The sequence below is a fragment of the Pseudogulbenkiania sp. MAI-1 genome (genome assembly GCF_000527175.1).
Lineage (GTDB): Bacteria > Pseudomonadota > Gammaproteobacteria > Burkholderiales > Chromobacteriaceae > Pseudogulbenkiania.
The window spans coordinates 583,317-597,656 of sequence record NZ_AZUR01000001.1; the positions used below are offsets into that span (position 1 = coordinate 583,317).

Annotated in this window: 12 protein-coding genes and 1 riboswitch; of the genes, 9 read left to right on the forward strand and 3 right to left on the reverse strand. The window is 63.9% G+C overall.

Annotated elements, in window-relative coordinates:
- The first annotated feature begins 7 nt into the window (after positions 1-7).
- From PSEMAI1_RS0102705 to PSEMAI1_RS0102730, 6 genes are read left to right on the forward strand one after another with little or no spacing between them, the layout of a single operon-like run.
- A complete protein-coding gene (locus tag PSEMAI1_RS0102705; RefSeq protein ID WP_024301379.1) occupies positions 8-652 on the forward strand; it encodes an NADH-quinone oxidoreductase subunit J in 645 nt (214 codons plus the stop codon).
- A gap of 26 nt (positions 653-678) precedes the next feature.
- On the forward strand, positions 679-984 hold the full coding sequence (nuoK, locus tag PSEMAI1_RS0102710) for an NADH-quinone oxidoreductase subunit NuoK (RefSeq protein ID WP_008953442.1): 306 nt from the start codon (positions 679-681) through the stop codon (positions 982-984).
- A gap of 34 nt (positions 985-1,018) precedes the next feature.
- Positions 1,019-3,070: an NADH-quinone oxidoreductase subunit L gene (gene nuoL / locus PSEMAI1_RS0102715; RefSeq protein ID WP_024301380.1), complete on the forward strand. Its 2,052-nt coding sequence runs from the start codon at positions 1,019-1,021 to the stop codon at positions 3,068-3,070.
- A gap of 43 nt (positions 3,071-3,113) precedes the next feature.
- Positions 3,114-4,607 carry an NADH-quinone oxidoreductase subunit M gene (locus tag PSEMAI1_RS0102720; protein ID WP_024301381.1) on the forward strand — a complete coding sequence of 498 codons (1,494 nt, stop codon included), beginning with the start codon at positions 3,114-3,116 and terminating at the stop codon, positions 4,605-4,607.
- Positions 4,608-4,625: 18 nt separating this feature from the next.
- On the forward strand, positions 4,626-6,080 hold the full coding sequence (gene nuoN / locus PSEMAI1_RS0102725; protein ID WP_024301382.1) for an NADH-quinone oxidoreductase subunit NuoN: 1,455 nt from the start codon (positions 4,626-4,628) through the stop codon (positions 6,078-6,080).
- A 9-nt stretch (positions 6,081-6,089) separates the two neighbouring features.
- Entirely contained in the window at positions 6,090-6,386 is a 297-nt protein-coding gene (locus PSEMAI1_RS0102730; RefSeq protein ID WP_024301383.1) for a DUF2818 family protein, read from the forward strand.
- Between the two features lie 346 nt (positions 6,387-6,732).
- Here the strand turns inward: PSEMAI1_RS0102730 and PSEMAI1_RS0102735 are convergent, their stop codons facing one another.
- Together PSEMAI1_RS0102735 and PSEMAI1_RS0102740 are read right to left on the reverse strand one after the other, a co-directional pair.
- Complete coding sequence (locus PSEMAI1_RS0102735) at positions 6,733-7,599, reverse strand: lipid A biosynthesis lauroyl acyltransferase (protein WP_024301384.1); 867 nt, start codon at positions 7,597-7,599, stop codon at positions 6,733-6,735.
- Between the two features lie 9 nt (positions 7,600-7,608).
- A complete protein-coding gene (locus PSEMAI1_RS0102740; RefSeq protein ID WP_024301385.1) occupies positions 7,609-8,496 on the reverse strand; it encodes a lysophospholipid acyltransferase family protein in 888 nt (295 codons plus the stop codon).
- Positions 8,497-8,575: 79 nt separating this feature from the next.
- Between PSEMAI1_RS0102740 and metK the strand changes: the two genes are divergently transcribed.
- From metK to metF, 3 genes are all read left to right on the forward strand, one after another.
- Positions 8,576-9,745: a methionine adenosyltransferase gene (gene metK, locus PSEMAI1_RS0102745; RefSeq protein WP_024301386.1), complete on the forward strand. Its 1,170-nt coding sequence runs from the start codon at positions 8,576-8,578 to the stop codon at positions 9,743-9,745.
- Positions 9,746-9,897: 152 nt separating this feature from the next.
- A riboswitch (S-adenosyl-L-homocysteine riboswitch) is annotated at positions 9,898-9,968 on the forward strand.
- Positions 9,969-10,032: 64 nt separating this feature from the next.
- Positions 10,033-11,445 carry an adenosylhomocysteinase gene (gene ahcY / locus PSEMAI1_RS0102750; protein WP_024301387.1) on the forward strand — a complete coding sequence of 471 codons (1,413 nt, stop codon included), beginning with the start codon at positions 10,033-10,035 and terminating at the stop codon, positions 11,443-11,445.
- Positions 11,446-11,587: 142 nt separating this feature from the next.
- On the forward strand, positions 11,588-12,424 hold the full coding sequence (metF, locus tag PSEMAI1_RS0102755) for a methylenetetrahydrofolate reductase [NAD(P)H] (protein WP_024301388.1): 837 nt from the start codon (positions 11,588-11,590) through the stop codon (positions 12,422-12,424).
- Positions 12,425-12,486: 62 nt separating this feature from the next.
- Here metF and PSEMAI1_RS0102760 read toward each other — a convergent pair whose 3' ends face one another.
- On the reverse strand, positions 12,487-14,340 hold the full coding sequence (locus PSEMAI1_RS0102760) for a diguanylate cyclase domain-containing protein (RefSeq protein WP_024301389.1): 1,854 nt from the start codon (positions 14,338-14,340) through the stop codon (positions 12,487-12,489).

Consider the following 14,340-nt stretch of genomic DNA (forward strand, 5'->3'; position numbering starts at 1 on the left):
GGGTGTGATGAGTTTTGCTACCGTCGTTTTTTATGTGCTGTCGGCGATTCTGATCTTCGCCGGGGTCCGCGTCATCACGGCCAAGAACCCGGTGCACGCCGCGCTGTACCTGGTGCTGGCGTTCTTCACCAGCGCCGGTCACTGGCTGCTGCTGGAGTCGGAGTTCCTCGCCATTGCGCTGGTACTGGTCTACGTCGGCGCCGTGATGGTGCTGTTCCTGTTCGTGGTGATGATGCTCGACGTCAATTTCGAGAAGCTGCGTGAGGGCTTCTGGAAGAACGCTCCGCTGGCCGGCACCGTCGGCCTGATCATGGTGGGCGAGATGGTGCTGATCCTGCTGAGCCCCGAGGCCAGCCTCGGCAGCTACCAGGCCGCCGCACCGCTGGCGGCCAACGCCAGCAACATCCGCGAGCTGGGCCTCCTGATCTATACCACCTACCTGTGGCCGTTCGAACTGGCCGCCGTGGTGCTGCTGGTCGGCATGGTGGCCGCCATCGCGCTGACCATGCGCAAGCGCAAGGACACCAAGTTCATCAATCCGGGCGAGCAGGTCGTGGTACGCCGCGACGACCGTGTGCGCCTGGTGAAGATGGCCGCCGTAAAACGTTCGGAACCGGTTGCTGAAGCCGAGTCCGCTGATCAACAGGCCTGACGGCCGAACAACATAAGGGAGGAAACGTGCTGACGCTGACTCACTTCCTGGTGCTGGCCGCAATCCTGTTTGCTATCAGTGTGCTGGGCATCTTTCTGAACAGGAAGAACGTGATCGTTCTCCTGATGGCTATCGAGCTGATGCTGCTCGCGGTGAATTTCAACTTCATCGCGTTCTCGCATTACCTGTCGGATACGGCAGGGCAGATTTTCGTCTTCTTCATCCTGACCGTGGCGGCCGCCGAGTCCGCCATCGGTCTGGCGATCCTGGTGGTGCTGTTCCGCAATCTGCAGACCATCAACGTCGAAGACTTGGGCAGCCTCAAAGGCTAAGGCAAACCGGATACCAAACTACAAAGCACAAAGCATGGATATGAAAAGCTTATACCTGCTGATTGCCCTGGCGCCGCTGGCCGGGTCTCTCATCGCGGGCTTGTTTGGATGGGCCATCGGACGTCGTGCCTCACACGTCGTGACCATTCTGGGGGTGGCGGTTTCGGCTGCCTTGTCGCTCAAGGTGCTGTCCGGCTTCCTCTCCGGGCAGGCGGAAGTCTTCAACGGCCCGGTCTACACCTGGCTGACCGTAGGCGGCCACGAGTACTCGGTCGGCTTCCTGGTGGACAACCTGACCGCGATGATGATGGTGGTGGTGAGCTGTGTGTCGCTGATGGTGCACGTGTACACCATCGGCTACATGCAGGAAGATCCGGGCTACCAGCGCTTCTTCAGCTACATCTCGCTGTTTACCTTCTCGATGCTGATGCTGGTGATGAGCAACAACTTCATCCAGCTGTTCTTCGGTTGGGAAGCAGTGGGCCTGGTGTCCTACCTGCTGATCGGCTTCTGGTTCAAGCGTCCGACCGCGATCTTCGCCAACCTGAAGGCCTTCCTGGTCAACCGCGTGGGTGACTTCGGCTTCCTGCTGGGCATCGGCCTGGTGCTGAGCTACTTCGGCGGCTCGCTGAATTACAGCGACGTGTTCGCCGCGGCTCCGGCGCTCGCCAACAAGACCATCCAGATCTTCCCGGGTGTCGAGTGGTCGCTGATGACCGTGACCTGCATCCTGCTGTTCGTCGGCGCCATGGGTAAGTCGGCCCAGTTCCCGCTGCACGTGTGGCTGCCGGACTCGATGGAAGGTCCGACCCCGATCTCGGCGCTGATCCACGCCGCCACCATGGTGACCGCCGGTCTGTTCATGGTGTCGCGCATGAGCCCGCTGTTCGAGATGTCGGACACCGCGCTGAACTTCGTGATGATCTCCGGCACCATCACCGCGCTGTTCATGGGCTTCCTGGGCATCGTGCAGAACGACATCAAGAAAGTGGTGGCGTATTCCACGCTTTCGCAGCTCGGCTACATGACCGTGGCGCTGGGCGCGTCGGCTTACTCCGCCGCCATGTTCCACGTGATGACGCACGCCTTCTTCAAGGCCTTGCTGTTCCTCGGCGCCGGTTCGGTGATCATGGGCATGCACCACGATCAGGACATGCGCAACATGGGCGGCCTGCGCAAGTACATGCCGATCACCTGGATCACCTCGCTGATCGGTTCGCTGGCGCTGATCGGTACTCCGTTCTTCTCGGGCTTCTACTCGAAGGACTCGATCATCGAAGCCGTGGCCGCCTCGCACCTGCCGTTCGCCGGCGTTGCCTACTGGGCGCTGATCGCCGGCGTGTTCGTGACCGCGTTCTACTCCTTCCGCATGTACTTCCTGGTGTTCCATGGTAAAGAACGCTGGATGGAGAACCACGGTTCGCATCATGGCCACGAAGGCGATCACGACGACGAGGAGCCGACCGCCGATCATCATCATGGTCTGGGCCCGAACGACAAGCCGCACGAGAGCCCGTGGGTGGTGACCCTGCCGCTCGTGGTGCTGGCGATTCCGTCGGTGCTGATCGGCTTCTTCGCCATCGAACCGCTGCTGTTCGGCGACTTCTTCAAGGGCGCGATCACCATCGACGCGCTGAAGCACCCGGGCATGCACGAGCTGGCCGAAGAGTTCCACGGTCCGCTGGCGATGGCCATCCACGGCCTGAGCACGCTGCCGTTCTGGCTCGCGCTCTCCGGCGTGGTGGTGGCCTGGTTCTTCTACATGAAGGCGCCGCAGATTCCGGCGGCCATCAAGCAGCGCTTCAGCGCCGTGCACAAGGTGCTGGACAACAAGTACTACATGGACGATCTGTACTTCAACCTGTTCGCCAAAGGTTCACGCGCGCTGGGCACCCTGTGCTGGAAAGCGGGTGACATGCTGCTGATCGACGGCCTGATGGTGAACGGGACGGCCAAGCTGGTCGGCGTGTTCTCCCGCCTGACCCGCAAGCTGCAGACCGGTTTCATCTACAGCTACGCCGCTTCGATGATCATCGGTGTGCTGGGGCTGATGACCCTGTGGTTTGCCGGCATCATCCTGCGCTGATAGGTCGATACACTGGAATTGAATAACAACTTAGGTTTTGACTATGTTCACTAATCTGTTAAGTCTGGTGATCTGGACACCGATCGTGGCCGGGTTGCTGGTGCTGGCGACGGGAGGGGACCAGCGCGCGCCACTGGCCCGTTGGCTGGCCCTGGCCGGGTCGCTGGCCGGCTTCCTGGTGTCGTTGCCGCTCTATACCGGCTTCAACGACCTGAACGGCGGCATGCAGTTCGAAGAAATGCGTCCGTGGATCGAGGCGCTCAACATCAACTACCACCTGGGCGTGGACGGCATCTCGATGCTGTTCATCGTGCTCAACAGCTTCACCACGCTGATGGTGGTGCTGGCCGGCTGGGAAGTGATCGAGAAGCGCGTGGCGCAGTACATGGCGGCCTTCCTGATCATGTCCGGTCTGATCAACGGCTCGTTCGCCGCGCTCGATGCGATGCTGTTCTACGTGTTCTTCGAGGCGATGCTGATCCCGATGTACCTGATCATCGGTGTGTGGGGCGGTCCTCGTCGCGTGTACGCGTCGGTCAAGTTCTTCCTCTACACCCTGCTGGGCTCGCTGCTGATGCTGGTGGCGTTCATCTACATGTACTTCAAGGCCGGCAAGACCTTCGAGATTCTGGCCTTCCATGACATGAAGATCGCGCTGGGCGTGCAGATGCTGCTGTTCGTCGCCTTCTTCCTGTCGTTCGCGGTGAAGGTGCCGATGTGGCCGGTGCACACCTGGCTGCCGGACGCCCACGTGGAAGCGCCGACCGGCGGTTCGATGGTGCTGGCGGCGATCACCCTGAAGCTGGGTGCCTACGGTTTCCTGCGGTTTGCCCTGCCGATCCTGCCGGACGCTTCGCGCGAGCTGGCCTGGGTGATGGTGGCGCTGTCGCTGGTGGCGGTGGTGTACATCGGCCTGGTGGCGCTGGTGCAGTCCGACATGAAGAAGCTGGTGGCTTATTCGTCGATTTCGCACATGGGCTTCGTGACCCTGGGCATGTTCATGTTCCTCGGCAGCAACCTGAACCAGTGGGCTGTCGAAGGCGCGCTGGTGCAGATGGTGTCGCACGGTTTCGTCTCGGCTGCGATGTTCTTCTGCATCGGCGTGATGTACGACCGTCTGCATAGCCGCAACATCGCCGACTACGGCGGCGTGGCCAACAAGATGCCGATCTTCGCCGCCTTCATGATGCTGTTCGGCATGGCCAACTCCGGTCTGCCGGCCACTTCCGGCTTCGTCGGCGAGTTCATGGTGATCATGGGCGCGGTGCAGGTGAACTTCTGGTATGCCGCCCTGGCCGCCACCACGCTGATCTTCGGCGCGGCCTACACCCTGTGGATGTACAAGCGGGTGATCTTCGGCGATGTCGGCAACAGCCACGTAGCCGAGATGAAGGATGTCAACAAGCGCGAGTTCCTGGTGCTGGCCATCCTGGCCATTACCGTCCTCGGCATGGGTCTCTACCCGCAGGCCTTCGTGTCGAAGATGCACCTGTCGGTGAACGATCTGATCGCGCACGTAGCGCAAAGCAAGCTGTGAGGCCACAAGGAAACCACGATGAATTGGGCTGATTTGAACCTGGTGCCGGTATTGCCCGAGATCTTCCTGCTCTCGGCTTTGTCGGCCATCCTGTTGCTCGATCTGTTTATTTCGGATGCCAAGCGCGGCATCACCTACGGCCTCAGCATGTTGACCCTGGCCGGCACCGCCGCGCTGCAGGTATACACGTTCGAGCCGTATGCGCAGTACACGCTGTCCAACATGTTCGTCGCCGACCCGCTGGCTTCGCTGGTGAAACTGGCGATGTACGGCGCAACCGCGATGATCCTGGTGTATTCCCGCCAGTACGCCGCCGACCGCGACATGTACAAGGGCGAGTTCTTCACCCTGGCGCTGTTCGCGCTGTTCGGCATGAACGTGATGGTGTCCGCCAGCCACTTCCTGTCGCTGTACATGGGGCTGGAACTGCTGTCGCTGTCGCTGTACGCACTGATTGCGCTGCAGCGCGACTCGGTGCCAGCGACCGAAGCGGCGATGAAGTACTTCGTGCTGGGCGCGCTGGCGTCCGGCCTGCTGCTGTACGGCATGTCGATGGTGTACGGTGCGACCGGCACGCTGGAAATCGCCGCCATCGCCAAGGCCATCCACGGCGGTTCGGCCAACCAGCTCTTGCTGGTGTTCGGCCTGGTGTTCCTGGTGGCCGGCCTCGCGTTCAAACTGGGCGCGGTTCCGTTCCACATGTGGGTGCCCGACGTCTATCAGGGCTCGCCGACCGCGATCACGCTGATGATCGGCGCCGCGCCGAAGCTGGCCGCCTTCGTGTTCGTCTTCCGCATCCTGGTGCAGGGCCTGGACGGCCTGACCGGCGACTGGCAGAGCATGCTGGCGATCGTGGCTGTGCTGTCGATGGCGATCGGCAACATCACCGCCATCGCCCAGACCAATCTGAAGCGCATGCTGGCCTATTCGACCATTTCGCACATGGGCTTCATGCTGTTGGGCCTGTTGGCCGGCAACGAGCAGGGCTACTCTTCGGCGCTGTTCTACGCCATCACCTACGTGCTGACCACGCTGGCTGCCTTCGGCATCATCCTGGCGCTGTCGCGCGCTGGTTTCGAGTGCGACAAGCTGGAAGACCTGAAGGGCCTGAACAACCGCAACAGCTGGTACGCCGCGCTGATGCTGCTGGCGATGTTCTCGCTGGCCGGCATTCCGCCGCTGGTGGGCTTCTACGCCAAGTTCGCCGTGATCAAGGCCATCGTCGATATCGGCCTGGTGCCGCTGGCGGTGTTCGCCGTGGTGATGTCGCTGATCGGCGCCTTCTACTACCTGCGCGTGGTCAAGCACATGTACTTCGACGAAGTGCAGGATACGAGCCCGATCAGCGTGCGGGGCGACATGCAGCTGGTGCTGTCGCTGAACGCCCTGGCCCTGCTGGTGCTGGGCGTGGTGCCGCAGCGCCTGATCGAACTCTGCGTCGAAGCGATGAAGCAGTCGCTGACCGTGCTGTAAGGAGTCGCCATGGAGAGCAGCGTCGCCACCGTTTTGCTCGTCGCCGTGCTGGCGGCCAACCTGCCGTTTTTCATGCCGCGCATCGCCGGCGTGATCAGGGTCGAGTCCAAGCATGTCGGCTGGCGGCTGCTGGAGCTGGTGGTGCTGTTCTTCCTGGTCGGTCTGCTGGCGCGCTTCCTGGAAGGGCGCCAGATGCCGGTGCACAGCCAGAACTGGCAGTTCTACGCAACGACCGCCTCGCTGTTCCTGGTGTTCGCCTTCCCGGGCTTCGTGTATTGCTATTTCTGGAAGAAGCGCCGCCACTGAGCGAGAAGCCGTTTCCGTCAAAAAAACCCGACTGCGTGCAGTCGGGTTTTTTTGCGCCAGGGTGATCGTTGGCGGGACGGTGAGCGTCCCCGCTTGCCTGTGGGGGCTATGGTTCGTCAGCGGGTTTGGAGCGAGTTGTGGATTGGCGCCGTGGCAGGGGGGACAAGGGGGCGCGGTTGCCGTTTGTGGGGGGATGGGAGACCGGTGGGCTTGCCCATACGGGGATCGACCGTTCGCTTTGGGGTTTGGTCTCTCCCCGGGGGCTGGCGCTGCGAGCAGCCGGGGGAGTAAGCCGCGCCGGGCGGCAGAAAGCCGACCGGGGTGGTCGGCTCGGGAAGATTGGGACTCAGTAGAAGCGCGGCTGGCCCGGAGGACGGGTCTTGAAGCGCTTGTGCAGCCAGAAGTACTGGTCGGGCATCTCGCGGATGCGCTCCTCGAGGAAGGCGTTCATGCGCCGCGTGTCGGCTTCGACGTCGTCGGTCGGGTAGTTTTCCCACGGCGGGTAGTATTCCAGTTCGAAACGGTTGCCGACGCGGCGCGCGATCACCGGCACCACGTGCGCCTTGGACAGCTTGGCGATGCGCGACAGGCCGGGGATGGTGGCGGCGTCGGTGTCGAAGAATTTGACGAAGATGGAGTCGCGCGGGCCGAAGTCCTGGTCGGGTAGGTAGAGGAAGGGCGCGTGGTCCTGGCGCATCGCCTTGATGATCGAGCGCAGGCTTTCCTGGCGCGACACGATGTAGCAGTTGTCGTAGCGCTGGCGGCCCTTGTAGATCTGTGCGTCGAGCTCGCGGTTCTTCTGGTGCGAGTAGACGCTGACCAGCGGGATGTCCTGGTTCATGCGGTAGGCACCCATCTCGAAGGCGACGAAATGGGGGTAGAACAGGATGACGTCTTCGCCCTTGGTGCGCAGGTCGGTGACGTAGTGCAGGTTCTTGACCGTGACGAGCTTGCGGATGCGCTCGGCCGAGCTCCACCAGCATACGCCGTATTCCAGCGCGAGCCGGATCATGTGGCGGAAGTTGCGGCGGATCAGGCGCTTGCGTTCGGCCAGCGACATGTCGGGAAAGCACAGCCGCAGGTTGATCAGGCCGACGCGGCGCCGCTCGCGCGCCAGGGCGTAGGCGAGGCTGCCGAGTAGCCAGGCGAGCGCGCCGATCAGCCACATCGGCAGCAGGCGGAGCAGCCACAGCAGGGCGAAAACGATCTTCATTGTTGCTTGTTATCCTCGTTGCGGGGTGGGCCGGCTGACGCCGGCCGGGCATTTGTAACGGTTGTAGCTCCACAGGTACTGCGCGGGGTAGCGGCGGATCAGGGTCTCGACGGCGCGGTTGAGCGTCGTGGCATCCTGTTCCTTGTCGCCGCTGAACGGTTCCGGCAGCGGTTCGATGTGCACTGCGAAACCGGCCCCCCTGGGCAGACGCTCGCCGGTGAACAGCAGCACCTCGACGCCGGAGAGCTGTGCCAGGCGCGGCACCAGCGTCATGGTGTAGGCGGGCTGGCCGAAGAACGGCGCCCACACGCCTTCGCCGTTGCCCGGCACCTGGTCGGGCAGGATGATGGTGGCCTCGCCGGACTTCAACGCCTTCATCAGCACGCGCACGCCGGCGCCGGTGGCCGGCGCGGTCTTGCCCTTGCCGCGGCTGCGCCCGGCCTGCATCACCGGTTCCAGCCAGGCGAGCTTGGGCGGACGGTACATGGCGGTGAGCGGGAAGGGCAGGCGCGAGCTGATGTAGCGCCCGGCGATGTCGTAGCTGCCCAGGTGCGGTGTGACGAAGACGATGCCGTGCCCGGCGGCGAGGGCTTTCTCGACGTGTTCCCAGCCGCTGCAGTGGCGCACCATGGCGGCGATGTCGTCCGGCTCGCGGCACCAGGCGATGGCCAGTTCCAGCGCGCCCTTGCCGGTTTCTGCGGCGGATTGTTTGACTAAGTCTTGGAAAACCTGATAAGTTTTGCCGATTTGACTTGACCTAAGATTTTCCTCCAGTCTCGCCGCGAAGCGGGGGGACAGATGATAGGTAAGCCGTCCCAGGCAGGCCCCCAGCCCCTGCAGCCACGAGAGTGGCAGCCGCGCGAGGAGGGAGAGCAGAAAATGGACCAACGTTGCCATCACGGGTTCAGAATCAGAAGTGGAAGCGGCCTATTTTATCATCCTTCAGTTTTAGGCTTTCTCCGGGAATGAAAAATCAATGAGCGAATACCTGTTTACTTCCGAATCGGTGTCTGAAGGGCATCCGGACAAAGTAGCCGACCAGATTTCCGACGCCATCCTCGACGCCATTCTGCGCGAGGACAAGCACGCCCGTGTTGCCGCCGAGACGCTGGTGAACACCGGCCTGGTGGTGCTGGCCGGCGAGATCACTACCACCGCCAACGTCGATTACATCAAGATCGCCCGCGAAACCGTCAAGCGCATCGGCTACGACAACGCCGACATGGGCTTCGACTACCGCGGCTGCGCCGTGCTGGTGGGCTACGACAAGCAGTCGCCGGACATCGCCCAGGGTGTGAACGAAGGTGAAGGCCTCGATCTCGACCAGGGCGCCGGCGACCAGGGCTTGATGTTCGGCTACGCCTGCGACGAGACCCCGACGCTGATGCCGTTCCCGATCTACTACGCGCACCGCCTGGTGCAGCGTCAGGCCGAGCTGCGCAAGGACGGCCGCCTGCCGTGGCTGCGCCCGGACGCCAAGAGCCAGATCACCTGCGTTTACGACAGCGAGACCGGTCTGCCCAAGCGCATCGACACCGTGGTGCTGTCGACCCAGCACGCGCCGGACATCGACCACAAGGCGCTGACCGAGGCGGTGATCGAGGACATCATCAAGCCGGTGCTGCCGCCGGAGATGCTGACCGCAGAGACCCGCTTCCTGATCAACCCGACCGGCCGCTTCGTCATCGGCGGCCCGCAGGGCGACTGCGGCTTGACCGGGCGCAAGATCATCGTCGACACCTACGGCGGTGCGGCGCCGCACGGCGGTGGCGCGTTCTCCGGCAAGGACCCGTCCAAGGTCGACCGCTCGGCCGCCTACGCCGGCCGCTACGTGGCGAAGAACATCGTCGCCGCCGGTCTCGCGCGCCAGTGCCAGATCCAGGTTTCCTACGCCATCGGCGTGGCCCAGCCGACGTCGATCTCGGTGGACACCTTCGGCACCAACGTGATCCCGAACGAGCAGATCGTCGAGTTGGTGAAGCAGCACTTCGACCTGCGTCCGAAGGGCATCATCAAGGAGCTCGACCTGTTGCGCCCGATCTACAGCAAGACCGCCGCCTACGGCCATTTCGGCCGCGAAGAGCCGGAGTTCACCTGGGAGCGCACCGACAAGGTGGAGGCGCTGCGCGCCGCTGCCGGGCTGTAAGCGCACGGCGTTCTCATGCCGGAAGCGGGCCGCGTGCCCGCTTTTTTCATGCCGTGGAGCCCTGCAGCTGCCGCGAAAGCGGTGTGGCAGCGCCGCCGCAGCCGGGCTTGTCGACTGTTCGGCCGGCCCGTTTTGCAGGTACAATGCGCGGCTAGACCGAGGAGCGCTGCGAGAGGGATCGACCTCCCAGGCTCGGTTTCCGTAATAACGGCGCTCACCCTCATAAACCCGTGCCGGACGGGCTTGCGGGTGAGCCGCATCCCACCGGCCACATCGTGGAGTTCTTGATGAACGCTGTGGCTGATACCTTTACCGATTTCCACGTTGCCGACATGGCACAGGCCGACTGGGGCCGCAAGGAACTGGCGATTGCCGAGACCGAGATGCCGGGCCTGATGGCGCTGCGCGCCGAGTACGGTGAATCCAAGCCGCTCAAGGGCGCGCGCATCGCCGGCTCGCTGCACATGACGATCCAGACTGGCGTGCTGATCGAGACGCTGGTGGCGCTGGGCGCCGAAGTGCGCTGGGCGTCCTGCAACATCTTCTCGACCCAGGATCACGCCGCCGCTGCCATCGCCGCGGCCGGCATCCCGGTATTCGCCTTCAAGGGCGAGTCGCTCGACGAGTACTGGGAGTTCTCGCACAAGATCTTCGAATGGCCGGAGAACGAGCCGGCCAACATGATCCTCGACGATGGCGGCGACGCCACGCTGCTGCTGATGCTGGGTGCCCGTGCCGAGAGCGACCGCTCGCTGATCGCCTCGCCGACTAACGAGGAAGAAGTGGCGCTGTACGCCGCCATCGCCCGTTACCTGGAACGGGACGCCAACTGGTACTCCAAGCGCCTGAAGCACATCAAGGGCGTGACCGAGGAGACCACCACCGGCGTGCACCGCCTGTACCAGTTGCAGAAGGAAGGCCGCCTGCCGTTCCCGGCGTTCAACGTCAACGACTCGGTGACCAAGTCCAAGTTCGACAACCTGTACGGCTGCCGCGAATCGCTGGTGGACGGGATCAAGCGCGCCACCGACGTGATGATCGCCGGCAAGATCGCCGTGGTGCTGGGTTACGGCGATGTGGGCAAGGGCTGCGCGCAGAGCTTGCGCGGCCTGGGCGCCACGGTGTGGGTGACCGAGATCGACCCGATCTGCGCGCTGCAGGCGGCGATGGAAGGCTACCGCGTGGTGACCATGGACGACGTGTGCGACCAGGGCGACATCTTCGTCACCACCACCGGCAACGTCGGCGTGATCACCCACGAGCACATGACGAAGATGCGCAACAACGCCATCGTCTGCAACATCGGCCACTTCGACAGCGAGATCGAGGTGGCGTCCCTGCGCCAGTACCAGTGGGAAAACATCAAGCCGCAGGTCGATCACATCATCTTCCCGGACGGCAAGCGCATCATCCTGCTGGCCGAAGGCCGCCTGGTGAACCTCGGCTGCGCCACCGGCCACCCGAGCTTCGTGATGTCCAACAGCTTCACCAACCAGGTGCTGGCGCAGATGGAAATCTTCCAGTTCGGCGAGAAGTACGGCAAAGAGGTCTACGTGCTGCCGAAGCACCTGGACGAGAAGGTGGCGCGCCTGCATCTGGCACGCATCGGCGTCAAGCTGACCGAGCTGACCCAGCAGCAGGCTGATTACATCAGCGTGCCGAAGGAAGGCCCGTACAAGCCGGCGCATTACCGCTATTGATGCGCTATTGATGTGAGTACAAGGAAGGGCGGGCCGGGCAGTCCGCCTTTTCCCGCCGCCGTTCGACGGCGGCGGACGACACCACCGGGAATAACGACCGCTTCGGCCATGCTGGGCACGGGGCGGCGACAGAGATCAGATCATGAGCACCAAGCCGCGTACCTTCAGTTTCGAGTTTTTCCCGCCGAAGACGGCGGAAAGCATCGCCAAGCTGCGCACCACGCGTCAGCAGTTGGCGCAGTTCAAGCCCGAGTTCTTCTCCGTCACCTTCGGCGCCGGCGGCACCACGCGCGAGGGCACGTTGGCGACGGTGCTGGAGATCCGCAACGAGGGCCATGCCGCTGCACCGCACCTGTCGTGCATCGGCTCCACCCGCGAGAACATCCGCGCCATCCTCAACGAGTACAAGAGCCACGGCATCCGCCACATCGTGGCGCTGCGCGGCGATCTGCCGTCGGGCATGGGCGAGGCTGGCGAGTTCCGCTACGCCAACGAGCTGGTGGCGTTCATCCGCGCCGAGCATGGCGACCACTTCCACATCGAAGTGGCGGCCTACCCGGAGTTCCACCCGCAGGCGCGCTCGGCCGAGGACGACCTCAACAACTTCGTGCGCAAGGTGCAGGCCGGCGCCAATTCGGCGATGACGCAGTATTTCTTCAACGCCGACGCCTACTTCCGCTTCGTCGACGAGGTGCAGGCGCGCGGCGTGGACATCCCGATCGTGCCGGGCATCATGCCGATTTCCAACTTCGGCCAGCTGTGCCGCTTCTCCGACATGTGCGGGGCCGAAGTACCGCGCTGGCTGCGCCTGCGGATGCAGTCCTACTATGACGACACCGCTTCGATCCGCGCACTCGGCCTCGACGTGGTGACCGAACTGTGCGACCGGCTGCTGACGGGCGGCGCCCCCGGCCTGCATTTCTACACGCTGAACCAGGCCGGCATCGTGTCGACGATCTGGCAACGGCTGGGGCTGTAAAGCCGTGCATGGCGCCAAGCACTGAACAGTACGACACGCCGACGGCCCCGCGGGGCCGTTTTTCATGCCACCGCAGTGGCGGGCCGATGGCTTGCCACGCGGTTGCGCCCGGCCGACTTGGCCAGGTAGAGCGCGCTGTCGGCCTGCTCGATCAGCGTCGCGACGTGCAGCCCGGGCTGCGGCACGACGCTGGCGAGACCGATGCTGATGGTGACCCAGCGCGCCACGCTGGAGTGCTGGTGCGGGATGCGCAGCGCGGCTATCGCCAGGCGTAGCGCTTCCGCCTGCAGCCAGGCCGTGTCGGCCGGGCAGTCCGGCAGCAGCACGGTGAACTCCTCGCCACCGGTGCGGGCGAGCAGGGCGTCGCCGTTGCCGAAGTGGCGCGCCATTTCGGTCGCCACCCGGCACAGGCAGCGGTCGCCTTCGGCATGGCCGTAGCCGTCGTTGTATTGCTTGAAGAAATCGATGTCGATCGCCAACGCCGAGAAGGGGCGCCCGACGGCACGGGCGAACAGCGCGGACTTCTGCTCGTCGAAGTGGCGTCGGTTGGGGATGCCGGTGAGGCTGTCGTTGAGTGCGATCAGCGCCAGATGGCGGTTGGCCTGCTCCAATAGCTGGCGCGAGTGTTCCAGTTCTTCCAGCTGGCGCTTGCGCATGATCATGTTGGCCAGCAGATCGGCCATCAGGCGCAATTGCTGTCGCTCCTTCTCGTCCCAGTTCCGGGGCTGGCTGACCATGCTGCAGCCGAACAGGCCGATGGCCTTGCCCTGATAGTCGATGCGCACCATCAACAGGCTCTTTACGTCATACCGGCGCAGGGTGGCGGCAAATTCACCGGCCGCGTCCGGCACGGCCAAGGTGTCGCCGATGCCGATGAAGCCGTCGGCTTCCAGCCTGGCGGTCAGCCACGGCAGCCGGCTCAGGTCGTCTCCGGTGAAGTCGCGTGTGGTCGGAAGCACCCCGTGCTCGCACCATTCGTACACGCTGCCGATGGTCCAGGGAGATTCCAGGCCGATCAGGAAGGAGCGCTCCACCTGCATGCCGCGACCGATCTCGGCCAGCGCCAGCTCGGTGGCCCGATCGACGTCGGCCAGCGGGATGTTGATGAAGCGCGAGGAGATGCGGCCGATCAGTTGCTGGAAGTCCAGCAGCCGGTCGAGCGCGGCGGTGCGCTCGCCGACCAGTGCGGCAAGGTGGTCGTGGTGCGTTTTCAGCTCGGCTTCGTAGCGCAGCTGCTCGCGCAGGTGGGTGTTGAGGCTCTCCCGCATCAAGAGGAAGGAGTCGGCCAGTTGGTCGAGTTCATCCGTCCAGCGCCGCGGCCGGCGGCGGATGCTGAACGGAGCCACTGGCTGTCCCGGGCGGAAGGTGCGTACCTTGTCGGTCAGCTGCTGCAGCGGCAGGACGAAACGCTGCCGCAGCAGCCACAACAGCAGGGCGACCAGCACCAGCAATTCCAGCAGATGTGTCAGCAGCGAATCCAGCAGTTCCCTGCCCAGCGTGGCCAGCAGCGGACGGTCGCGGACGACCACTTCCAGCGTGCCCAGCGGCTTGTCGGGACTCAGCTCGCTTGTCAGCGGTAGTTCGTAGCGGATTTGATGGGAGCGGGGCGCGGGGGAGGCGTTCGCGCGCAGGGTCTGGCCGTCACGGGTATGCAGCACGACGTGGTCGATGCCGGGCAAGCGGGCCAGCGCCTTCAGTTCGCGATGCAGGGCGGGCAGGTCGACGTCCCAGACGCTCTGGGCGATCAGCGGCACGAATAGCTGCTGCACCGTCTCGTGCATCTTGTTCTGCTGCTGCCGCTCATCCTGCAGCAACAGCCCGATGCGCACGGCGCTGGTAGCCAGGCCAAGCAGCACGCCGAGCAGCAGTAACTGCGGGATCAGCTGTCGTGCCAGCGATTTGAACGGGCGCGGCAT

Coding starts and splice junctions, on each gene's coding strand:
- nuoL (WP_024301380.1), top strand. CDS start 1,019: ATGGATATGAAAAGCTTATACCTGCTGATTGCCCTGGCGCCGCTGGCC.
- PSEMAI1_RS0102740 (WP_024301385.1), bottom strand. CDS start 8,496: ATGGCAACGTTGGTCCATTTTCTGCTCTCCCTCCTCGCGCGGCTGCCA.
- metK (WP_024301386.1), top strand. CDS start 8,576: ATGAGCGAATACCTGTTTACTTCCGAATCGGTGTCTGAAGGGCATCCG.
- nuoN (WP_024301382.1), top strand. CDS start 4,626: ATGAATTGGGCTGATTTGAACCTGGTGCCGGTATTGCCCGAGATCTTC.
- PSEMAI1_RS0102730 (WP_024301383.1), top strand. CDS start 6,090: ATGGAGAGCAGCGTCGCCACCGTTTTGCTCGTCGCCGTGCTGGCGGCC.
- PSEMAI1_RS0102720 (WP_024301381.1), top strand. CDS start 3,114: ATGTTCACTAATCTGTTAAGTCTGGTGATCTGGACACCGATCGTGGCC.
- ahcY (WP_024301387.1), top strand. CDS start 10,033: ATGAACGCTGTGGCTGATACCTTTACCGATTTCCACGTTGCCGACATG.
- metF (WP_024301388.1), top strand. CDS start 11,588: ATGAGCACCAAGCCGCGTACCTTCAGTTTCGAGTTTTTCCCGCCGAAG.
- PSEMAI1_RS0102760 (WP_024301389.1), bottom strand. CDS start 14,340: ATGCCGCGCCCGTTCAAATCGCTGGCACGACAGCTGATCCCGCAGTTA.
- PSEMAI1_RS0102705 (WP_024301379.1), top strand. CDS start 8: ATGAGTTTTGCTACCGTCGTTTTTTATGTGCTGTCGGCGATTCTGATC.
- PSEMAI1_RS0102735 (WP_024301384.1), bottom strand. CDS start 7,599: ATGAAGATCGTTTTCGCCCTGCTGTGGCTGCTCCGCCTGCTGCCGATG.